Genomic DNA, 22672 nt, shown 5'->3' with positions numbered 1-22672 from the left:
TGGCGGGTCTCACTGCGTCGCGAGGAAGCCGTTCTTCTTCATCAGATCCGCATGCAGCGTTTCGGCGCTGGTCAGCCACTTCTCGAAGTCGGGGCCGGACATGAAGGTCTGGTTGAAGGCGCCCTTCTCCATGAAGTCCTTCCAGTCCGGCGTCGCCATCACCTTCTTGAGCAGGTCGACATAGAAGGCGACCTGCTCGGGCTTGGCGTTCTTGGTGGTGAAGATGCCGCGCAGCATCTGGTACTCGACCGGCAGCCCCGTTTCCTTGCAGGTCGGGATGTCGCTCCAGGCTTCCTTGTCGGTGACCTTGTTGGTGTAGGTCGAGCGCTTCGCGTCGAAGATGCAGAGCGGGCGCAGCTGCCCGGCCCGCCACTGGCCGACGGCCTCGATCGGGTTGTTCACCGTCGAGTCGACGTGATTGCCGACGAGCTGGACCGCCACCTGTCCGCCGCCGGCATAGGGCACGTAGGTGAACTTCTTGCCGCCGGTCTGCTCCTCGATCGCCGCGGTGACGATCTGGTCTTCCTGCTTCGAGCCGGTGCCGCCCATCTTGAAGGAGCGGTCTTCGCCGGCCTTGACCGCGTCGACATAGTCTTTCGTGGTCTTGTAGGGCTTCTCGCTGTTCGTCCAGAGGATGAACTGGTCGAGCGCCAGCATCGCGACGGGCTTCATGTCCTTCCAGTTGAAGGGCGAGCCGGTGCCGAGCGGCGTCGTGAACAGGTTCGACAGGGTGATGGTGATCTTATGCGGATCGTTCGCGCTGGACTTCATCTCCAGGAAGCCTTCGGCGCCCGCGCCGCCGGCCTTGTTGATCACGATCAGCGGCTGCTTCATCAGGTTATGCTTCTGGACGACGCCCTGGATGAACCGCGCCATCTGGTCGGCACCGCCACCGGTGCCCGCCGGGATCACCAGCGTCACGGGCTTGGTCGGCTCCCAACTTAGCGCCCAGGTCGGCCAGGCCAGGCAGGCGCTTGCCGCCAGCGCTGCCGCAATCGTCCTAGGTTTCGACACTCCCCTCCGGATCATCACGCTTCCTCCCTTTATTGGCGGCTTTGGCGCCGCGTTGGTAAAGTCATGAAGGCGAACATGTTTGTAGGAGCCGCGCCGAACGGCGTCAGGCCGTGCGGGCGACGGCTCCGCTACCCGAGAGTTTGGCGCGAAGCGCCTGCAGCGCCGGCCAGAAGGCCATCAGCAGGCCGAGCGTCATGATGCCGCCGCAGAGCCAGTTCGACCAGAACACGCTGATATTGCCCTGCGAGACCAGCATGGCCTGGCGGAACGAGCTCTCCGCCTGGTCGCCGAGCACCAGCGCCAGGACGAGCGGCGGCAGCGGGTAGCGCAGCTTGTTGAACAGGTAGCCCAGCACGCCGAAGACCAGCATCATCCAGACGTCGAACATCGCGTTGTTCACGGTGTAGGCACCGATGGCGCAGATGAAGACGATGGCCGGCGCGATGATCGAGAAGGGCACGCGCAGGATCGCGGCGAACAGCGGCACGCAGGTCAGCACCATCACGAGGCCGACGACGTTGCCGAGATACATCGAGGCGATCAGGCCCCAGACGAACTCCTTCTGCTCGACGAAGAGCAGCGGGCCGGGCTGCAGGCCCCAGATCAGCAGGCCGCCCAGCAACACGGCCGCGGTCGGCGAGCCAGGGATGCCCAGCGTCAGCATCGGCAGCAGCGCACTGGTGCCAGCGGCATGGGCCGCGGTCTCCGGCGCCACCACGCCCTCGAGCTCGCCCTTGCCGAAATTGTCGCCCCGCTTCGACAGGCGCTTGGCAATGCCGTAGCCCATGAAGGAGGCCGGCGTCGCGCCGCCCGGCGTGATGCCCATCCAGCAGCCGACGATGCAGCTGCGGAGGAAGGTCATCGTCATCTTCGGAAGCTGCTTCCAGGTACGGATCACCGCATCCATGCGCAGCTTGGCCGTGGCGCCGTTGAACTTCAGCCCATCCTCCATCGAGCAGAGAATCTCGCCGATGCCGAAAAGGCCGATGACGGCGACCAGGAATTTGAAGCCGTTCAGCAGCTCGTCCTGTCCGAATGTCATCCGCAGCGTGCCGGTCACGCCGTCGAGCCCGACGGAGGCCAGCGCGAAGCCGAGGCACATCGAGGCGACGGTCTTGAACGGAGAGCCCCTGCCCATGCCGATGAAGCTGGCAAAGGTCAGGAATTGCACGGCGAAGAACTCCGCCGGGCCGAATTTCAAGGCGAATTTCGCGACCACCGGCGCAAGGAATGTGATCAGGCAGACGGCGAAGATCGCGCCGACGAAGGAGGCGGTGAAGGCGCCGACCAGCGCCTCGTCGGCCTTGCCGTTCTGCGCCATCGGGTGACCGTCGAAGGTCGTCGCCACCGACCATGGCTCGCCTGGAATGTTGAAGAGGATGGAGGTGATGGCGCCGCCGAAGAGCGCGCCCCAGTAGATGCTTGTCAGCAGAATGATCGCCGCGGTCGGCGGCATCGTGAAGGTCAATGGCAGAAGAATGGCGACACCGTTGGCCCCACCCAGCCCTGGCAGAACGCCGATGACGACACCGAGCGTGATGCCGATCACCATGAGCATGAGGTGGTAGGCGGAGAGGGCAACGGCGAATCCGCCGAACAAGGCGTTCAGTTCATCCATAGCGCTTCGTCCCCACAGATTGGCCGTGTTCTGGGACCGCGCAAATGACCAACGCAGAACCGACTGGCCTTGTTTGAGTTAGCCTAGGATGAAACTTCGTGGCATGCAATATGCCATATTTGGATGCGCTGCAGCATAATAGTTGCGGGATTTGTGCCGTTGCGCGACCATTTCTTTCATTATATGGTATGCCAGAAACCACCGCTCCGAAGTGTGCGTTCAGCGCCGAGGGCGTGCGGGCAAGGCAGCACGGAAATCGACTTCGTCATGGTCAAGGCACAGCTTGAAATTCAGCCCATCGAAGAGGTGCAGAGCCTCAAGAGCCGCACCTATGATGCGCTGAAGGCCGCGATCGGCGCGATGAAGATCTATGACGCCGGCGCCGAGCTTCGGCTCGACGAGCGCGCGCTCTCGCTGCAATTCGGCGTCAGCCGGACGCCGCTGCGCGAGGCGCTCGCCCAGCTCGAGCAGGAGGGCCTGGTCAGGATCGCCCCGCGCCGCGGCATCTTCATCGTGCGCAAGACCAAGGCCGAGATCCTCGAGATGATCACGGTCTGGGCTGCGCTCGAAAGCATGGCGGCCCGGCTCGCCACCGAGGTCGCCTCCGATGAGGAGATCGCCCGGCTGCATGGCCTCGTCGACACCTTCGACAGCGACGCGATCGAAGAGCACATGGGCGAGTATTCCGACGCCAATATCCGCTTTCACGCGGCGATCATCGCGCTCTCGGGCTGCAAGCTCATCGCCGAGATCACCCACGGGCTGTTCACCCATGTGCGCGCCATCCGCCAGCGCACGATCTTTGAGAGGGACCGGGCCCGCCGTTCCATCGTCGATCACAAGGAGATCATCGAGGCGCTGGAAGCGCGCAACGGGGAACGCGCCGAGCGGCTCGTCCGCGAGCACACGCTCAAGCTGAGACAGCATGTCGAGCAATTCGTCCTGCTCGACTGAGCAGGGCCGAAGAAACCACCGATAGCCAATAAAAAACAATAGACTAGGGAGAAAGCGGGATGTCCGCAGTCGTACAAAGCATCTCTTCTGCCGCGCCCGAAGCAGAGCGCGAGCTGACCGACGGCTTCAACCTCATCATCGATGCACTGAAGCTCAACGGCCTCGACACGATCTATGGCGTGCCGGGCATCCCGATCACCGATTTCGGCCGCATGGCGCAGGCGGCGGGCATCCGCGTGCTCTCGTTCCGCCATGAGCAGAACGCCGGCTACGCGGCCTCGATCGCCGGCTTCCTGACCAAGAAGCCCGGCATCTGCCTCACCGTCTCGGCACCCGGCTTCCTCAACGGCCTGACCGCGCTCGCGCATGCGACGACGAACTGCTTCCCGATGATCCTGATCTCCGGCTCCTCCGAGCGCGAGATCGTCGACCTGCAGCAGGGCGACTATGAGGAGATGGACCAGCTCGCCGTCGCCAAGCCGCTGTGCAAGGCGGCCTTCCGCGTCCTGCACGCGCAGGACATCGGCATCGCCCTCGCGCGGGCGATCCGCGCCGCGGTCTCGGGCCGTCCGGGCGGTGTCTATCTCGATCTGCCGGCCAAGCTGTTCGGTCAGGTCATGGATGCCGAAGAGGGCCGCAAGTCTCTGGTCAAGGTGATCGACGCCGCCCCGGCGCAGCTGCCGGCACCGGACTCGATCCAGCGCGCGCTTGCCGTGCTGAAGGGCGCCAAGCGGCCGCTGATCATCCTCGGCAAGGGCGCGGCCTACGCCCAGGCCGATGACGAGATCCGCCAGCTCGTGGAAAAGAGCGGCATTCCCTTCCTGCCGATGAGCATGGCCAAGGGGCTGCTGCCGGATCTCCACCCGCAATGCGCGGGCGCGGCGCGCTCGACCGTGCTGAAGGATTCCGACGTCGTCCTGCTGATCGGGGCGCGGCTCAACTGGCTCCTCTCGCACGGCAAGGGCAAGAGCTGGGGCGACCAGCCCAAGAAGTTCATCCAGATCGACATCGAGCCCAAGGAAATGGACTCCAATGTCGAGATCGTCGCGCCGGTTGTCGGCGATATCGGCTCCTGCGTCTCGGCCCTGCTCGCAGGTATGGGCAGCGCCTGGCAGGCGCCCCCTGCCGAATGGACGCAGGCCGTCGCCAAGAAGCGCGACGAGAACGTTGCCAAGATGGCGCCGCGCCTGATGAACAACAACGTGCCGATGGACTATCACGGCGCGCTCGGCGTACTGCGCACCATCATCGCGGAGCGGCCGGACGCGATCCTGATCAACGAAGGCGCCAACACGCTCGATCTCGCGCGCGGTGTCATCGACATGCACCAGCCGCGCAAGCGCCTCGACGTCGGTACCTGGGGCGTGATGGGCATCGGCATGGGCTACGCCGTTGCCGCCGCCGTCGAGACCGGCAAGCCCGTACTTGCCGTCGAAGGTGATTCGGCCTTCGGCTTCTCGGGCATGGAGGTGGAGACGATCTGCCGGTACAACTTGCCGGTCTGCATCGTCATCTTCAACAATAACGGCATCTACCGCGGCACCGACGTCAACGTTGCCGGCGACGATCCCGCCACGACCGTGTTCGTCAAGGACGCGCGCTACGACCGCATGATGGAGGCGTTCGGCGGCGTCGGCGTCAACGCGATCTCGCCAGACGAGCTGAAGCGCGCCGTCAACGCCGCGATGGACAGCGGCAAGCCCACCTTGATCAACGCGGTGATCGACCCGACCGCCGGCAGCGAGAGCGGCCGCATCGGCAATCTCAATCCGCAAAGCGCACTCAAGAAGAAATAAGGGAGGAGGCAGACATGAAAGCGCTAGAAGGCGTCAAGGTTCTCGATTTCACCCATGTGCAGTCGGGCCCGACCTGCACGCAGCTCCTCGGCTGGTTCGGCGCCGACGTGATCAAGGTCGAGCGTCCCGGCACCGGCGACATCACGCGCGGCCAGCTCTGCGACGTGCCGGATGCGGACAGCCTCTATTTCACGATGCTGAACCACAACAAGCGCTCGATCACGCTCGACACCAAGAATCCCAGAGGCATGGAAGTGCTCTGGGAGATGGTGAAGGTCTGCGACGTGATGGTCGAGAACTTCGCCCCCGGCGTGCTCGACCGCATGGGCCTGACCTGGGCGAAGGTCCATGAGGTCAACCCGCGCATGATCGTCGCCTCGATCAAGGGCTTCGGCGCGGGCCCCTATGAGGACTGCAAGGTCTATGAGAACGTCGCGCAATGCGCCGGCGGCGCGGCCTCGACCACCGGCTTCCGCGATGGCGTGCCGCTCGTCACCGGCGCCCAGATCGGCGATTCGGGGACCGGCCTGCATCTGGCGCTCGGGATCGTCACGGCGCTCTACCATCGCACCCATTCCGGCCTCGGCCAGAAGGTCGATTGTGCGATGCAGGATGGCGTGCTCAATCTCTGCCGCGTCAAGCTGCGCGACCAGCAGCGCCTCGATCACGGTCCGCTCAAGGAATACAGCCAGTTCGGCGAGGGCGTGCCCTTCGGTGACGCCGTGCCGCGCGCCGGCAACGATTCCGGTGGTGGCCAGCCCGGCCGCATCCTGAAGTGCAAGGGCTGGGAGACCGACCCCAACGCCTACATCTATTTCATCACCCAGGCCCCGGTCTGGGAGAAGATCTGCGATGTCATCGGCGAGCCGACCTGGAAGACCGATCCGAACTACGCCAAGCCGCCGGCGCGTCTGCCCAGGCTGAACGAGATATTCGGGCGGATCGAAGAGTGGACCATGACCAAGACCAAGTTCGAGGCCATGGACATCCTCAACGAATACGACATCCCCTGCGGGCCGATCCTCTCGATGAAGGAAATCGCCGAGGAGAAGTCGCTGCGTGAGACCGGCACGGTGGTCGAGGTCGACCATCCCAAGCGCGGCAAGTACCTCTCGGTCGGCAACCCGATCAAGCTCTCCAACAGCCCGTCCGAGGTCAAGCGCTCGCCGCTGCTCGGCGAGCACACCGACGAGGTGCTGCGCGACGTGCTGAAGCTCGACGAGGCCCGCATTGCGGCGATCGTCGAATCCGGCGCCACCGGCGCGGTGACGCGGGCGGCGGCGGAATAGTCCAGGCCGGACTGCGATTACGATAGAAGGACGGCGCTTCGGCAAAGAGGCGCCGTTTTTTCGTTCAGGTGAGCATGTGGGGGAAGGCTCTGACCGCCCTCAACTCAGAGGAACCGTGAGGCCGACCTTCACGCGGTCCATCGCGACGAAGGTGCGGAATTTGCGGACGTTGTTGTTCTCGAAGAACAGGCGCCGGGTCAGCGCTTCATAGTCGGTCATGCTGGGCACGACCACGATCAGGATGAAATCCGCCTCTCCGGTGACATAATAGCATTGCTGCACCTGCTCGGCGGCGGTGAACTCGCGCTTGGCAGCATCGATATCCTTGGCCGTCTCGCTGACCAGCTCGACCTCGACGAAAAGCGTTATCGCCTGGCCGACTGCCGCAGGATCGACCACCGCGACATTCGCCCGGATCACGCCGGCCTGCTCGAGGCGCTTGATCCGGCGTTGGACCGCCGGAGCGGAGAGATTCACCGCCTGCCCGATCACCCGCTGCGGCGTCGTGTTATCGCGCTGCAATATGCCGAGGATCGCGATGTCGAAGCTGTCGAGGGGCAGCGCGTTCGGGGAGGCGGGCTTGGCCAATCGGCGCTCCGATGAAACAAATTTGCATTTGAAGCGCGCGATTGCAGCGCTCTTTTCGCGTCCGGTCTAATATCTTTGCGCCGTTACCTAGCGCAAGGACGGCGATGTTTCTCCTCAACCAACACCCCGATCACCGCACTCTGCTCGACCCCGTCGACGCTGAAACGCTTGGTGTCGCTGCGGCGGGCACGGTGGAGCGCTTCCTGTCCCATCGCCGCAAACACGCCGCGACGCCGCTCCATCTCCTCCCCGGCCTCGCTGCCGAGCTCGGCATCGGCGAGCTCGCGGTGAAGGACGAGGGGCAGCGGCTCGGCCTCGGCAGCTTCAAGGCGCTGGGCGGCGCCTATGCCGTGATGCTGCTCGTGCTCGAAGAGGCGTCGAGGCGTCTCGGCCGCCCCGTCGATGTCGCGGATCTGCATGCGCCCGAGGTCAAGGCGGTCGCGGGCGGCATGACCTTCGCCTGCGCGACTGACGGCAACCATGGGCGCTCGGTCGCGCAGGGCGCCGAACTCGTCGGTGCGAGGGCGGTGATCTTCGTGCATGGTGGTGTCAGCGACGAGCGCGTCGCGGCGATCGCCCGTTTTGGCGCCGAGATGCGCCGGGTGGCCGGTACCTATGACGACTCGGTCTTGGACGCCTCGCGCGTGGCAAACGACGAGAGCTGGACGGTCGTCTCGGACACCTCCTGGCCCGGCTATGAGCGGATTCCCGGGCTGGTGATGCAGGGCTACACGGTGATCGTGCGCGAGGCCCTGCAACAGCTCGACCGCCCCCCGACGCATGTCTTCGTCCAGGCGGGGGTCGGCGGGATCGCAGCGGCGCTCTCGGCCCATCTTGCCCTCGCCTTGGGCGAGCAGCGGCCGATCTTCGTCGTCGTCGACCCCGCCCGCGCCGCCTGCATCGTCGAGACCGCCAAGGCGGGCCATCCGGTCAAGGTCGCGCACGCCGAGCCAACGGTGATGGCGATGCTCGAATGCTATGAGCCGTCTCCTATCGCTTGGCGCGTGCTGTCGCGCGTCGCCGACGCGTTCATGACCGTCGAGGACGCCGACGCGGTCGCCGCGATGAACCGGCTGGCCCGCCCCTCGGCCGACGACCCTGCGATCGTCGCAGGTGAGAGCGGCGGGGCCGGCCTCGCCGGGCTTCGGCGCGCCGCGGCCGATCCGGCGATGCGCGCCGCGTTGCGGCTCGACGCCTCCTCGCGTGTCCTCGTCGTCAACACCGAAGGCGCGACCGATCCCGGCCGCTACGAGGCGCTCGTCGGCCTTGCGCCGGACGCCGTACATTCATCCAATCCGACGTCAACGCGACAAGGCAGCTTCTGATGGCCAAGCTCGATCACGACGCCCTGCAGGACGAGATGACCGGCTGGCGGCGCCAACTGCACGCCAATCCCGAATTCGGCTTCGAGGAGAAGCAGACCGCGGCCTTCGTCGCCGCCAGGTTGCGCGAATTCGGACTGGACGATGTCGCCGAGGGCGTCGGCGGCACCGGCGTGGTTGGGACGCTGAAACGCGGCAGCGGCAACCGGTCCATCGCACTCCGGGCCGATATGGACGCGCTGCGCATCGCCGAACAGGGCGACCACGCCCACCGTTCGCGCTCGCCCGGTGTCATGCATGCCTGCGGCCATGACGGCCACACGACGATGCTGCTGGGGGCGGCCAAGCTGCTCGCCGCGGAAGGCGGCTTCGACGGCACGGTGCGCTTCCTGTTTCAGCCGGCCGAAGAATGGGGCAAGGGCGCCCTCGCCATGCTGGCTGACGGGCTGCTCGAACGCTTCCCCTTCGAGGAGATCTACGGGCTGCACAATGCGCCCGGCCTCGCGGTTGGTCGCTTCAAGACGCGAGCCGGGCCGTTCATGTCGGCCGAGGACAATTTCGAGATCGTGCTCAGGGGCGTCGGTGGACATGCCGCGCGCCCGCATTCTGGCAATGAGGTCCTGGTCGCGGCCTGCGCGCTCGTCACCAATCTCCAGACCATCGTCTCGCGCCGCCTGAGCCCGACGGATATCGGCGTCGTCTCGGTCACCGAGCTGCTGACGGACGGCACGCGCAACGCCTTGCCGGGTCTGGCGCGCATTCTCGGCGACGCCCGCAGCTTCCGCCCGGAGATCAGCGCCGAGATCGAGAAGCAGATGGGCATCATCGTCGAGGGTACGGCGCTGGCCTACAACGTCACCGCCGAGCTGACCTATACGCGCGAATTCGTGCCGCTCGTGAACGACGAGGCCCTGGTTCAGGAGGCCGCGACCGCCGCGCGCACGGTCTTCGGGGAGGGCGGCGTCGCCATCGCGCGCGAGCCGATGACCGGCTCGGAGGATTTCGCGCGCTTCCTCGAGCACGTGCCGGGCTGCTTTGCCTATGTCGGCAATGGCGAGGGCTCAGCGCCGCTGCACAATCCCACCTATGATTTCAACGACGAGGGCCTGATCCACGGTGCGCGGTTCCACGCCGCGATCACGCGGCAGCGCCTTCGTCCCGCATAGACCGTCTCCCGCCTGCTGAAGGCTCACCCTGCCGCTTCGCCAGAGGCGCTGGTGCGGTGCCGTGCGGGCGGCAGCGCCGCGGACTGCACAGATAGTCCCTAGCAAAAACAAGCAACGATAACCGGAGGATGGAACGATGAGAACAATCACGGCCGCGGCAATTCTTGTGGCGGCGATGGCCGGTGCCGCGAATGCCAATACGCTCGAGAACGTAACCAAGCGCGGCACGATCAAGTGCAGTTCTACCGTCGGCACGCCCGGTTTCGCCACACCGGACAAGAGCGGCAAGTATACGGGCCTCGATATCGATTTCTGCCGGGCGATCGCCGCGGCAATCTTCGGCGACCCTGAGAAGATCTCGATCATTCCGCTGAGCGCGGCGGCGCGCTTCACGGCGCTTCAGACCGGCGAGGTCGACGTGCTGTTCAACACGACGACCTGGACGCTGGGCCGGGAAGCGACCAACGGCATCCTGTTCGCCGGCGTGAACTACTATGACGGCCAGGGCATCATGGTGCGTTCCGGGGAGATCCAGAGCGCCAAGGAGCTGAACGGCGCGACGATCTGCACCAATCAGGGCTCGACCACCGAACTGAACCTGACCGATTTCTTCCGCATCAATAAGCTCAAGAACGAGATCGTCGCCTATTCCTCGCAGGAGGAGGCCGCCCAAGCCTATCAGGCCGGCCGTTGCGATGCGTTCAGCTCCGACCGCTCGGTGCTCTACGCCTTCCGGACCAAGCTGACGGAGCCCGAGAAGCACACCATTCTGAACGAGACGCTGTCCAAGGAGCCGCTCGGCCTCTCCGTCCGCCAGGGCGACGACCAATGGTACAACGTCGTCAAATGGGCGGCCCATGTCCTGCATGCCGCGGAGGAGTTCGGCCTGACATCGGCCAACATCGCCGAGACCGCGAGCACCACGGCCAATCCGAACATCCTCCGCCTTGTCGGCAAGGAAGGAAAGCTCGGCGCTGCGCTCGGGCTGCCGAATGAGTGGGCCTACAACATCGTCCTGAAGGTCGGCTCCTATGCCGAAGTCTTCGAGCGCAACATCGGCAAGGACAGCCCGCTGAAGATCAAGCGCGGCATCAACGCCTCATGGAAGGATGGCGGCCTGCACTACGCGCCGCCGATCCGCTGACAGCCCGCGCGACACAGCGGTCAAAGGACGGCTTCAGTCCCAGGAATGCCGCCAGCGGGCTGCTGGCGGCATCCAATCTCCCTCGAAGAGGAAGTGCCGGCCCGCTTCACCTCTGCGGCAGCATGAAGCGGGCGAAGAAGGCGCCGAGTTCGTCATGCGCCTCCAGCGGCAGCACCTGCGCGACATATTGGTCAGGCCGAACGACGACCAGGCAGCCGGCTTGCCGGTCGATGCCGCGCAGCGCGAAGATATCCTTGCTGCCGGAAAGGTCGGGACAGAAGACCTTCTCATAATCGCGCAGGCCGTGGCGACCCTTTCGGGGCAGCAGCAGCGGGTGCACCCGTCCGATGTCGAGTTCGCCGTGGCCTTGCTGGAGCACCGCGCGCAGGTCGAACACTGCGTCGATGTCCTCTTCGTCGCGCGTGTAGCGGCGGACCGGCGAGCGCTCCGAGTGCGCGAGGAACTCGCAGAGTGCGCCGATCGGGCCTTCATGCGTCGCCCGGTCTTCGGTTCCTCCGAAGGCGAAAAGTCGCCAGCGGCCATCGGCCTTGCCGGCATGGCCGAGATGGACCGGCTTGGCGTCGGCAAGGCGAATGACCGGCGCCGAGTGGAAGCGCGTGCCGACCAAGAAGCCCTTGGCGAGATGCTGGAACGAGGCCTCGCCGGTCAGCAGCGATGGCGCATAGCGCGTCGCCGTCCCGGCGGTGTAGCGCCCGTGCCGGACGAAGTAGTCCTGCACTTCGGCGGGGTCGACGCCCGCGCCCTGCGGATCGCCAGCGGCCTTCAGCGGCGCGCTGAGCAGGGCCGCCCACTCCCGGTCGAAGGCGATCAGCTCGCCGGCGATGGCCTGGCGCTCGGCGGAGTAGCTGTGCAGCAGTTCCGGAGCGCAGCGGCCCAGCAAGACCGCCGCCAGCTTCCAGCCCAGGTTGAAGCTGTCCTGCATCGAGACGTTCATGCCTTGCCCCGCCTTGGGACTGTGCGTGTGGCAGGCATCCCCGGCGATGAAGATCCGGGGCAACCGCTCGCCGGCTTCCGCATCCGGCAAATCGTCGAACCTGTCGCAGAGCCGCTGGCCGATCTCGTAGACCGACCACCAGGCGACCTCCTTCACCGTGATCGTGTAGGGGCTCAGGATGCGCTGCACCGCCGCGATCAGGTAGTCGACGGTGATGTTGCGGCTGCCGACACGCTCGTCCGCCCTCAGCTTGTCGAGCTCGACATAGATGCGCACGAGGTAGCCACCCTCGCGCGGGATGAGCACGATAGTGCCTTCGCCTGCCGACTGGATGAGGGCTTTAAGACGGATGTCCGGAAAATCGGTCACCGCCAGCACGTCCATCACGCCCCAGGCCTGATTGGCCGCGTCGCCATGCAGCGCGCGCCCGATCGATTTCCGCACGATGCTGCGGGCGCCGTCACAGCCGACGACATAGCGCGCTCTGATCGTCTCGACCTTGCCGGCATGGGCTGGGTCCAGCCGCTCCAGCCGAGCCGTGACCGGATGGGACAAGCGGGCATCCGAGTCGGTGGTGAGGTCGAGCAGGCGTCGGGAATAATGCGGCTCGAGCCGGCCTGGCGCATTGCGGATGGTTTCCAGGTAGAAATCATGCACCCGCGCCTGGCTCAGGATGACATGGGGGAACTCCGACAGCCCGTCCTCGACGTCCTGGACCCGGCCGTGCCGGGCGATGTTCTCCCGCTTGGCCCCGTCCGGCTTCCAGAACACCGTTTCGTTGACCCAGTAGGCTTCCTTCAGCACGCGCTCGGCAAAGCCGAAGGCGTGGAACATCTCGATCGTGCGGCAGGCAATGCCGTCGGCCTGGCCCATCAGCAGCGGGCCGTCCTTCTGGTCGACGATGCAGGTCCGGATCTCGGGGAAGGCGGCGAGCTGAGCGGCGAGGGTCAGGCCGGCCGGGCCGCAGCCGACGATCAGGATGTCGACTTCAGCAGGGAGGGCGTCCGTAGGCGGCAACGCCTGTGCGGAGGCCGGCGCGACTGCCGGGTCTCCGGGGCGGAATCCGTCGAGATGGAACTGCATGCTGCTCCCGCTGGATCGAGACGAAGGTCTGGAAGGCGGCCGGCTGCCGCCGCTGGAGGGGCGCGACGGCTCTCGCTCAGCGCCGGTTGAGCAGGATCATCTTCTCCTGCGTCATGTCGCGCATGGTGTAGGGGATGCCGCCGGTGCCGTAGCCGGACTCGCGCCGCCCGGCGAAAGGCATCCAGTCGGTGCGGAAAGTGGTGGGGTCGTTGACCATCACCGCCGAGGCGTCGAGCCGCTCGGCGGCGCGCAGCGCGACGTCGATGTCCTGAGCGAAGATGCTGGCCTGAAAGGCGACGGGCAACGCGTTCGCCTGTGCGACGGCGTCGTCGAGCTTCACATAGGGATAGATGCCGACCACCGGCCCGAAGATCTCGAGCTGCGAGACCTTGGCATCGACGGCGGGGTCGAGCAGCACGGTCGGCTCCAGCGTCGTCTCGGAGAACCGCTTGCCGCCGGTTGCGAGCTTCGCGCCGCCCTTGACGGCCTCGTCGATCCAGGTGGCGACGCGGTCCGCTTCGCGCGGCTGGATCAATGGTCCGACTTCGGTGTCTTTCAGCACGGGGTCGCCGGTACGCAGCGCCTGGACGCGTGCGACCAGCCGCTCGGTGAAAGCATCGATGATCTCGCGATGGACGAAGATGCGCTGCGTCGACACGCAGACCTGGCCGGCATGGTAGTAGCCGCCCTTCACCAGCGGCTCGATGATCCTGTCGAGATCGGCGCTGCGGTCGACGATCGCCGGCGCGGCCCCGCCATGCTCCAGCGCCGAGCGGGCACCGTGCGCGAGCTTCGAATGCAGGTACCAGCCGACCTTGGCCGAGCCGATAAAGCTGAGGAAGGCGACGCGCCTGTCGGTGGCGAGCTTTTCTGCCAGCTCCGTGCTTTCGGGGATGAAGCTCTGGCACCAGGCTTCCGGGAGTCCCGCCTCATGCACCAGGGCGACGAAATCCCGGCAGGACAGCGGCGTCGTACCCGCCGGCTTGACGATCACCGGGCAGCCGGTGGCGATCGCCGGGACGACCTGGTGCACGATCAGGTTGAGCGGGTGGTTGAAGGCCGAGATCGCCGCGACGATGCCGATCGGCTCCTTGGTGGTGAAGGCCCAGCGATTGGCCGCGGCCGGCGACAGCCCCATCGGGATTTCACGGCCGGCGAAGTTGCGCAGCTCCTCGACGGCGTTGTGGATGCCGTCGATGGCACGTGTCGTCTCGACGATGGCGTCGGTGAGCGGCTTGCCACCCTCGCGTGCGATCTGGCGGGCGAAATGATCGCGCTTGCCGTCCAGCAGGCCGGCCAGCCGACGCAGGATCGCCATGCGCTCATGCGGCTTCAGCCAGCCATCGCGATCCCGGAACACCTTCTCGGCGGCCTGGAGCTTGGCCTCGAGCGCCGCCGCGTCGTCGGTCGCGATCTCCTCGATGGGCGCGCGATCATAAGCCTGAACCACCTGCAGCATGGCATGTCCCTTCCTTCCAGCCACAGCTCTCATCCTGAGGAGCCGCGATAGCGGCGTCTCGAAGGTTGGTTCCAGTGAGCACTGGAGCATCCTTCGAGACGCCATTTCAGATGAAATGGCTCCTCAGGATGAGGGCTGGAGATACGGATCTTCTCCGGCTCAAGCCAGCTCGACATCCGGCGAACGGTTGCGCAGTTCCTCGACCAGGACGCGGGTGTTCTCCGAATAGTCGATCGGGACCTCGACGAGATGGACGCCGCCGCCTGCGAAGGCCGCTTCCAGTGCCGGTACGAGGTCTTCGACCGCGCCGACGCGCGAGCCCTTGGCGCCATAGGCCTGCGCATAGCGGACGAAATCGGGGTTGCCGAAGCTCATCCCGTAATCCGGGAAGCCGTCGACCGCCTGCTTCCAGCGGATCATGCCATAGGCGCTGTCGTTCAGGATCACCACCACGAGATTGAGGCCGAGCCGGACGGCGGTCTCCATCTCCTGCGAGTTCATCATGAAGCCGCCATCGCCGCAGACCGCCATCACCCGGCGGCCGGGGTGGAGCATCGCCGCCATCATCGCCGAGGGCAGGCCCGCCCCCATCGTCGCCAGCGCATTGTCGAGCAGCAGCGTGTTCGCGACATGGGTGCGGTAGTTCCGCGCGAACCAGATCTTGTACATGCCGTTGTCGAGGCAGACGATGCCGTCCTCCGGCATCACCTTGCGGATGTCGTGCACGATGCGCTGCGGCGTCGGCGGGAAGCGGTCTTCCTCGGCGCGGTCGTTGATCCGCGCCAGGATCTTCTGGCGCAGCTCCAGCAGGTGCGGATCGGCGTCGAGCTTGCCGCCGAGCCTGTCGGCGAGCGCGGTGACGCTCGCGCCGATATCGCCGATGACCTCCGCGTCGGGATGGTAGACCTGCTCGACCGTGGCCGACTGGTAGCCGATATGGATCACCTTCGAGCCGCCGGCGCTCTTCATCAGGAAGGGCGGCTTCTCGACCGTGTCATGGCCAATCGAGATGATCAGATCGGCTTGCTCTACGGCGCGGTGGACATAGTCGCCCTCGGAGAGGGCGGCGGTGCCCATATAGAGATTGGAGCCGCCGGTGACGGCGCCCTTGCCCATCTGGGTATTGAAGAAGGGCAGGCGCGCGCGGCGCACGAAGTCCGAGAGCGCCTCGACCAGCCGCGGGCGATTGCCGGCGGCGCCGATCATCACGAGCGGGCGCTTGGCGGCGAGGATCATCCCGGCGGCGCGGTCGAGCGCCGCGGGATCGGCAACCGGCCGCTCCAGCGGATGCACCGGAATCAGCGGGACATCGTCGATCTCCTCCGCCGCGATATCCTCGGGCAGCTCGAGATGCACCGGCCCCGGCCGCTCCTCCATAGCGACGCGGAAGGCATCTCGCACCACGGAGGGAATGCTGGCAGCGCTGACGATCTGCCGGGTCATCTTGGTCAGCGGCTTCATCGAGGCGACGACGTCGACGATCTGGAAGCGCGCCTGCTTGGCGGTCATGATCGCCTTCTGGCCGGTGATCAGGATCATCGGCATGGCGCCGAGATGGGCATAGGCCGCACCGGTCGAGAAGTTCAGCGCGCCGGGGCCGAGCGTCGCGATGCAGACCCCGGGCTTGCCTGTCAGCCTGCCATGCGTCGCCGCCATGAAGGCTGCGGCCTGCTCATGGCGCGTCAGCACCAGTTCGATCTTCGATGTCCGCAAGGATTCGACGACGTCGAGATTCTCTTCGCCCGGCACGCCGAATATGCGGTCGACGCCTTCGTTCTCGAGCGCCGCAACCAGAAGATCCGATCCCTTCTTCATCGTCCGTCGCCTTTCCGCCTAGCCTCGTCATCGCGAGGCTAGGCGCTTGCGCGGCGCAGGGAAAGCGCAATGCGTTCAGGGTTGCGCCCGGCGCGATTCAGCTCTTCCGGTGCCGGGGGAGCTTCGGTGCCGGGAGCCCCGCCGTGCAGGGCGTGCCGGAAAAGCGGACCGGGTGGCGCGGACTGATGATCGCGCCCTCGCTCGGATGGTGCGTTTCCTCGAAGAAGCCGACGGCACGCAGATGCGGGTCGTCGAGCAAATCTTCGATGCTGTTGACCGGCGCGCACGGCACGTCGAGCGGCTGCAGCAGGGCGAGCCATTCCGCCGTCGGCAATGTCGCCAAGCACGAGGCCAGCCGGGCATAGAGCTCGTCGATCATCCCGGCCCGGGCCCTATCCGAACCGAGCGCTTCCTCGGCCGCCCAGTCGTCGCGGCCGGCAGCGCGGAAGAAGGCGCGCCAGTGAGCAGCGGTATAGGGCATGGCGGCGATGTAACCGTCCTGCGTCCGGTAGGGCCGCCGGTTCGGCGAGAGCGTGCGACCATACCCGCTTTCGCCAAGAGGGGGGCGGTAAGTCAGGCCGGAGAGATGCTCCACCGAAAGGAAGGAGACCATCGCCTCGAACATCGGCACCTCGATCGCCTGGCCACGGCCCGAGCCCGCGCGATGGTAGAGCGCGGCATTGATCGCGCCGACGGCGAAGAGCGCCGTGGTCTTGTCCGCGACGATCGTCGGCGCATAGCGCGGCTCGCCGCCGACCCGCGCCTGCAGCCCGGCCCAGCCGGCGGCGGCCTGGACGATGTCGTCATAGGCTGGTCGATCCCGATAGGGGCCGTCCTGGCCGAAGCCGACGATGGCGCAGTAGATCAGGCGCGGATTGCGAGCGAGCAGCGCTTCCTGGCCAAGGCCGAGACGCAAGGCTGCGGCCATGCGCATATTGTGGACGAAGACGTCGGCGCCCGCGATCAGCCCGAGCAGTTCCGCCAGCTCCGCAGGGTCCTTCAGGTCGAGGGTCAGGCTGCGCTTGTTGCGGTTGCAGTTGAGGAAGGTGGCGCCCATTCCCGGTGACCGGCCCGGCCCTGGCGCACGCATGATGTCGCCCGCCGGCGGCTCGATCTTGATGATCTCGGCCCCCATCTCGCCCAGCATCTGGGTAGCATAGGGGCCGGCAATCACCGTGCTCAGGTCGACGACCCTGACACCGTCCAGTGGTCCGGCCATGCGGAGCGCTCCTTCGTCTCGGCGGGCGGTCAAGCCGCCATCTCGCGGCAGCGCGACACCGGTCATGAAAGAGGCAACGTCCGAGGCCAGCCAAAGGACAGCATGCGCCGCATTCTTGGCCTTGCACAACTGTCCAACCGCCACGGAGCGGCACGCGACGATGGCCGGGATCTCCGGCGAACTCGGCTGGCCGCATCCGGGTGCCTTCAATCCGGCCCGTACCGCCACCGCTGCCGGGCTGTCGACCTACGAAGCTTAGGGCAGGTCGCGCCAAGTGGGAGTTCATCCGCGCCGCGGCGGGATAGCCCTCATTGCGCCAGGAAGCCGCCATCGACCGGCAGGACATGGCCGGTGATCATCGCGGCTGCCGGACTGGCGAGGAAGAGGATCGCGTTCGCCACCTCCTCGGGCTGGGCCAGCCGCCCGATCGGCGTCAGGCGCTCGACCGCCGAAACGAATTCCGGGTTGTCCTTGAGCGCCGCGATGAAGTCGGTCTCGACCCAGGTCGGCGCGACGGCGTTGACGCGCACGCCGTTGCGCGCCCATTCGACCGCGAGCGCGCGGGTCATGTTCACCACCGCGCCCTTGGTCGTCTGATAGGAGATGTTGGGATAGAGCCCGCCGCCCGACAGGCCCATGATCGAAGCGACGTTGACGATCGCACCCGCGCCCTGTGCCGTCATCACGCGGCCGGCAGCCCGCGCGCACAGGAATACGCCGGTCATGTTGACGTCGACGACACGCTGCCAGTCGGCGAGCGAAAGCTCTGTCGTCGGCCGCCTGATCGCGACACCGGCATTGTTGACGAGGATGTCGATGCGGCCGTGCTCGCGGGCGATCGCCTCGAAGACCGCATCGACCTCCGCTTCCTGGGTGACGTCGAGCTGGCGTGCCGACGCGCCAGCTCCGAGCGCCTCTGCCGCCTGGTTTGCGGCATTGCCGTCGCGGTCGAGCAGGATCGGACGCGCCCCAGCACCGGCGAGCGCCTTAGCCGTGGCCAGGCCGATTCCGCGCGCGCCGCCGGTGATCACGGCGACGGCATCGTCGATGCGAAAAGAACCCATGGATCTGCTCATGCGATCTACTAACCTTCATTACTAAGATACTTGGTTAATGGTCGCGCTTCTTGTGCGGCCAATGCAATACGATGCGTTGGAATTTCAGGGGATTGCGCTGCGGGGTCGCGGTGCTCCGGAGCGTCCAGGTCGTGATGCCCATAAGCTTCTCCGAGGCTGGATTTGCCGGCACCACTGTCAATTCGGCCCGTTTGACGGCAAATTCCGATCATATCGGGCTCGAAATGGCCGCGAAATCGCCGACGCGCCCGCCGAGGCGATCTTCAAGCTCCGGCTCGGTCAGGGGTATTCCGGCGCGCCGGAGCCGAGCAGCTGTTGATGATCTGGATGGGCGGTGCGGCAACGGCAACGCAAAGGCTCGCGGGGCAGCCGATTGGAGCGTCGACAGGGCGTGCAACTACCCCGAAAGTCCCTGTGAATGGGAAGGGTAGCGAATGTAGCGCATTTTTTTTCTGTGCCGTGAGCTCAGAAGGTATTGATATCGCGGCGATTTTCCGATTTCGGCGATGCTGGGCTCCCGGGTGGTGCTCAGGCTCCTAAGAGGTACCCCGTTCGAGGTGGGTCAAGGGGCACTGATGAAATTCCTCGGTAACACATGTCGATTGCTCGGAATCTGAAATATATGTCAAATTCCCTTTGACGAATGTCAGATTCTTACCATTTCATTCCAGCATGCAAACGAAGACACGGATTTTTAATTAGAATTAAATTGGTATTTATTTTTAGTTCGATTTGGGACTTTGGTCGCGCCTGCTCGCAGCTGTAGTTTGTATTTGCCTGCAGTTCCAATGTTGTTCCTTCGAGATGGTTTAATCAATGCAAATTAAACGTTAATGTTTTAATCAAATTTTCGTGTGCAGACTGTCGATAGCTTGTCATGCCGCATCGGAATGGGTATTCTATTATAGTTATACAATAGGATAACTGCCTATGAATACCTTCGAAGAACAAGATGCGGTAGACAAAGGGGCCTTCTATGAGTGGGGTAAGTACTGCATTTATCGATCGGTGCGCTCTCTTTTCTGAAGGTGTACGCGAGATACTTGGCAATCGTGGCTTCGACATCGTTGCTTCGGCAAGCGATTTCGATGATTTTTCTGAAAGGTGGAAGGGTTCTGGCAGTATTTCTTTGATCATAGTTTGTATCAATGATGATTATGAATTGATGGAAAGGAATATTGTAAGCTTCAAGAAATTATTCCCGGAAGCAAAAATGGTCATGCTTTCGGATAATTATAACATAAGACAGGTTCAGCTTGCCTTCAGACTTTCCGTGTCTGGCTATCTCCTCAAGCGGATCAATTTCGTGACGCTTGTGAAGTCGCTTGAGCTTGTCATGCTCGGAGAGAGCCTGTTCCCGGCTGATGTCCTGACCGAGATCGGCAAGGAACACGGTGTCGATATTCAGGTCGAAAAGGAGGTGATCGCGTATTCGCCGCCGCCTTCGAACTCTGGTCGAGGTCTGTCTGCTCGCGAAATGCAGATCCTGAAATGCCTGATCCAGGGCGATTCCAACAAGGTGATAGCGCGGCGCCTGGCGATCGGCGAGGCGACGGTCAAGGTCCATATCAAGGCGATCCTGCGCAAGATCAGGGTCCAGAACCGGACGCAGGCCGCGATCTGGGCAGTCAATCATCTCGAGGCGCCGCCGCCCGCGGAGTTGAACGGGATCGTGCATGGCGGTGATGCGATCATCGGCGCTGCCACCTAGGCTGCTGGTCTGACGGGCCGTCTGCGGCTCATTTCGCGAGATAGAGCTTTCGAAGCTGTGCGGAGATCGGCGTCCAGTCGCCGATCTGCGTGGCCATTGCATGGGCCCCGAGCATCATGCTCCGCCAGCTTTCTTCGGACAGCAGCGCGGCCTTGTGGCAGGCTTCCGCGACGGCGTTCGCCGTGAGATCGCGCATGACGAGCCCGGCATTCGCACTGGCGACCTGCTCTGCCAGCCCGGTCTCTTGAGAGACCACCAATGGCAGGCCGGCCAATGCGGCTTCCAGAGCTGCGATCGGGACACCATCGAAGCGCGAAGGCTGCACGAAGAAGTGCCAGCCGGCCATCTTCCTGTGTTTCTCCTCTCCGAAGCATGGCCCCTGGATCTCGATCGCATCGTTGATGTCGAGTGTCGCGGCCATCGCGGCAAGCACGTCCCGCGACGGTCCGGTGCCGATCAGGACGAGCCGTCCGCGGCCGCCTTGCCTGCGGTAGAGGGCGAAGCCTTCGACCAGGAGGTCGAGTCCCTTGTGCTGGATCTCGTAACGGCCGCAGAAGCCGAACACCGGGAAGTCGGCGAAGTCGACATCGCGGGCGGGCCGTCGCGGAATGCCGTCGAACACGCTGGAATAGGCGGCGTTCGGCACGACATGAACGCGCGCGGCCGGGGCGAGCCTGGCGATGATCCGCGCTTCCGCCGCGGAGACCGCCTGGACGAAGCGCGCCTGCTCGAGTGCCCGTCGCTCGAACAGGCGCAGATAGGCGGCCGTTCGCCAGTTGGCGATCGAGCCGTTCGGCGCGAAGACATGCGAATAGCGGCCGTGCACGGTGACGCCGAAGCGCAGCCCTCGTCGGGATAGTGCCGAGGCCAGCGAGGGCAGCAGCACTTGTCGGGCTGTATGGATATGGAAGACCGTGCCTGGGCCGGCTCCCGCCGCCATCGCTTCGATGATCGGCTCCGCCAGCCCGTAGACATGTCCCGCCAGCCGCCTTCCGTCGAGCGGAAGGATCAGCGTCGGCAGGTCGACCGCCTCTCCACCGCCATCCTGGTCGGGGCTGCGCAGGAAGAGGATCTTGGCAAGATCGCCGGCGGCGAGCTGCTCGCGCACCATCCTGCGCACGACATGGTGGACGCCGTTGGCGGCGGATGGATGCGGACCGGCGTCGTCGATCACGACATGCCTGATGTCGAGGCTTTCGCGCGGCATGGCGAGCGGTACCGGACTCGTGGCCTCAGGCAGCAGAAGGTCGGCCATGGGCGATCATCCTCATCAGGAACCAGTGCGCGGTCAAAAGGCGGACCAGATTCGAACCGCCAAGCGCAAAGCAGGCGCCGGCCAGCCCGTATTGCTGGGTCAGTGGCAGGAACAGGGCAGCGGCGGCGAGCGTGCCGGCGGCGCTGACGAGCAGCGCCAGCCGGGCGGCATCGACGCCATGCATGAAGGAGCAGACCATGTCGGCCGAGTAGCCGAGCAGCCAGCTGATCGCGAGGATGCGGATCGGCAAAGCAAGGCCGAGATAGCTTGAATCCGCGCCATAGAGTAGCAGCAGCACGAGGTCCGGAGCCGCCAGCAGCACCGCATAGCAAGGCAGCAGTGGCAGCGTGCCGATCAGCGCATAGTCCCGTGCGGCCTTCCAGGCGGCCCGGTAGCCTTCGCGGGACTTTCGGGCGGCCGCCTGCGGGATGACGTTGCACAGGCCGAGCAGGATCGGGTTGGCGAGGTTCACCACGTTCAGCGCGGCCTGGAAGGCTGCGGTCGAGGCCGCGCCGAACATCGCGGTCAGCCCCCAGAGGAAGAGCTGGATCCGCAGCGCGCCGACGAAGTTGTTGGCGAGCGACCAGCGCCCGAGCGACCAGAATTCGCTGAAGGTCGGTCGCAGCGTCCCGGCCGCCGGTCGCTCGGCGCGTACGAGGCGGGACGAGACCAGGAGCGCCACGCCCGATGCCGCGGCCATGCAGAAAAAGACGCTCGGCAGTGTCAGCGTGCCCTGCTGCAGCAGGAACAGCACGGCCAGCGGCGCGCCGAGATAGGCGATGCTGTCGCCGGCGAGGGCGTCGCGATGCCGGAACTCGGCGAACAGGATGCGGCGCAGCGCTTCCTGCCCCTGCCAGATTACGAGGTGGAGCGAGACCGGCAGGGCAAGGTCGGCACGCCCCATGATGGCGAGGCCGAGGGCGAGCAGCAAAGCTGCCGGCAGCAGCAGCATGGGCAGCAAGGCGAGACTGCGCCCGGCCAGCGCCGCGCGTTCCTCCTCGGGCAATCGCGCGATCCGGATCGACATCGGATAGAAGATCACCGAGCTGATCGAGAGCTGGATCATCAGCAGGATGCCGAAGATCAGCGCGAAGACACCGTATTCGACCGGCGCGATATGGCGCGCCAGCACGATGTTGAGCAGGAAGGCGCCGAGGCTGACGACGCCCTGATCGATCAACGTCCAGGAAGCATGGCGTAGCAAGGGC

At 65.2% G+C, this 22672-nt stretch carries 17 protein-coding genes; 7 read left to right on the top strand and 10 right to left on the bottom strand.

What is annotated here, in order from left to right:
• Positions 1-9 precede the first annotated feature (9 nt).
• Positions 10-1029, bottom strand: coding sequence for a Bug family tripartite tricarboxylate transporter substrate binding protein (locus tag AC1REK_RS24275; RefSeq protein ID WP_390893165.1), 1020 nt, complete (start codon positions 1027-1029; stop codon positions 10-12).
• An 88-nt stretch (positions 1030-1117) separates the two neighbouring features.
• Positions 1118-2632, bottom strand: coding sequence for a tripartite tricarboxylate transporter permease (locus AC1REK_RS24270; RefSeq protein ID WP_316016335.1), 1515 nt, complete (start codon positions 2630-2632; stop codon positions 1118-1120).
• Between the two features lie 267 nt (positions 2633-2899).
• Between AC1REK_RS24270 and AC1REK_RS24265 the strand changes: the two genes are divergently transcribed.
• The 3 genes from AC1REK_RS24265 to frc are packed head-to-tail and all read left to right on the top strand — an operon-like array spanning position 2900 to position 6671.
• The gene (locus AC1REK_RS24265) at positions 2900-3586 is read left to right on the top strand and encodes a GntR family transcriptional regulator (protein WP_492269635.1); all 687 of its coding nucleotides are present in this window, start codon (positions 2900-2902) and stop codon (positions 3584-3586) included.
• A 59-nt stretch (positions 3587-3645) separates the two neighbouring features.
• Entirely contained in the window at positions 3646-5382 is a 1737-nt protein-coding gene (gene oxc / locus AC1REK_RS24260) for an oxalyl-CoA decarboxylase (RefSeq protein WP_492269636.1), read from the top strand.
• 14 nt (positions 5383-5396) lie between these two features.
• Positions 5397-6671: a formyl-CoA transferase gene (gene frc, locus AC1REK_RS24255; RefSeq protein ID WP_492269637.1), complete on the top strand. Its 1275-nt coding sequence runs from the start codon at positions 5397-5399 to the stop codon at positions 6669-6671.
• Between the two features lie 99 nt (positions 6672-6770).
• On the opposite strand, the gene AC1REK_RS24250 is transcribed toward frc, so the two are convergent.
• A complete protein-coding gene (locus AC1REK_RS24250) occupies positions 6771-7259 on the bottom strand; it encodes an Lrp/AsnC family transcriptional regulator (protein WP_492269638.1) in 489 nt (162 codons plus the stop codon).
• A gap of 104 nt (positions 7260-7363) precedes the next feature.
• Between AC1REK_RS24250 and AC1REK_RS24245 the strand changes: the two genes are divergently transcribed.
• From AC1REK_RS24245 to AC1REK_RS24235, 3 genes are all read left to right on the top strand, one after another.
• Positions 7364-8584, top strand: a complete 1221-nt coding sequence (locus AC1REK_RS24245; protein WP_492269639.1) for a diaminopropionate ammonia-lyase — start codon at positions 7364-7366, stop codon at positions 8582-8584.
• On the top strand, positions 8584-9747 hold the full coding sequence (locus AC1REK_RS24240; protein ID WP_492269640.1) for an amidohydrolase: 1164 nt from the start codon (positions 8584-8586) through the stop codon (positions 9745-9747). The genes AC1REK_RS24245 and AC1REK_RS24240 overlap by 1 nt, the downstream gene beginning before the upstream one ends.
• A gap of 136 nt (positions 9748-9883) precedes the next feature.
• The gene (locus AC1REK_RS24235; protein ID WP_492269641.1) at positions 9884-10891 is read left to right on the top strand and encodes an amino acid ABC transporter substrate-binding protein; all 1008 of its coding nucleotides are present in this window, start codon (positions 9884-9886) and stop codon (positions 10889-10891) included.
• A gap of 106 nt (positions 10892-10997) precedes the next feature.
• On the opposite strand, the gene AC1REK_RS24230 is transcribed toward AC1REK_RS24235, so the two are convergent.
• From AC1REK_RS24230 to AC1REK_RS24210, 5 genes are all read right to left on the bottom strand, one after another.
• The gene (locus AC1REK_RS24230) at positions 10998-12929 is read right to left on the bottom strand and encodes an FAD-binding monooxygenase (RefSeq protein WP_492269642.1); all 1932 of its coding nucleotides are present in this window, start codon (positions 12927-12929) and stop codon (positions 10998-11000) included.
• Positions 12930-13005: 76 nt separating this feature from the next.
• On the bottom strand, positions 13006-14388 hold the full coding sequence (locus tag AC1REK_RS24225; RefSeq protein ID WP_492269643.1) for an aldehyde dehydrogenase family protein: 1383 nt from the start codon (positions 14386-14388) through the stop codon (positions 13006-13008).
• A gap of 159 nt (positions 14389-14547) precedes the next feature.
• Positions 14548-16203, bottom strand: coding sequence for an acetolactate synthase large subunit (locus AC1REK_RS24220; protein ID WP_492269644.1), 1656 nt, complete (start codon positions 16201-16203; stop codon positions 14548-14550).
• 97 nt (positions 16204-16300) lie between these two features.
• Entirely contained in the window at positions 16301-17422 is a 1122-nt protein-coding gene (locus AC1REK_RS24215) for a CaiB/BaiF CoA transferase family protein (RefSeq protein WP_492269645.1), read from the bottom strand.
• Positions 17423-17730: 308 nt separating this feature from the next.
• A complete protein-coding gene (locus AC1REK_RS24210; protein ID WP_492269646.1) occupies positions 17731-18486 on the bottom strand; it encodes an SDR family NAD(P)-dependent oxidoreductase in 756 nt (251 codons plus the stop codon).
• Between the two features lie 988 nt (positions 18487-19474).
• Between AC1REK_RS24210 and AC1REK_RS24205 the strand changes: the two genes are divergently transcribed.
• Entirely contained in the window at positions 19475-20209 is a 735-nt protein-coding gene (locus AC1REK_RS24205) for a response regulator transcription factor (protein WP_327521880.1), read from the top strand.
• 28 nt (positions 20210-20237) lie between these two features.
• Here AC1REK_RS24205 and AC1REK_RS24200 read toward each other — a convergent pair whose 3' ends face one another.
• Positions 20238-21464, bottom strand: coding sequence for a glycosyltransferase family 4 protein (locus tag AC1REK_RS24200; protein ID WP_327521881.1), 1227 nt, complete (start codon positions 21462-21464; stop codon positions 20238-20240).
• Positions 21442-22668: an MATE family efflux transporter gene (locus AC1REK_RS24195; RefSeq protein ID WP_327521882.1), complete on the bottom strand. Its 1227-nt coding sequence runs from the start codon at positions 22666-22668 to the stop codon at positions 21442-21444. The genes AC1REK_RS24200 and AC1REK_RS24195 overlap by 23 nt, the downstream gene beginning before the upstream one ends.
• Between the last annotated feature and the right edge of the window lie 4 nt (positions 22669-22672).

The organism is Allobosea sp. GW823-FHT02B03, assembly GCF_058797755.1.
The sequence above is the reverse complement of the archived record's forward strand: the minus strand, read 5'-3'. Positions and strand labels throughout refer to the sequence as shown.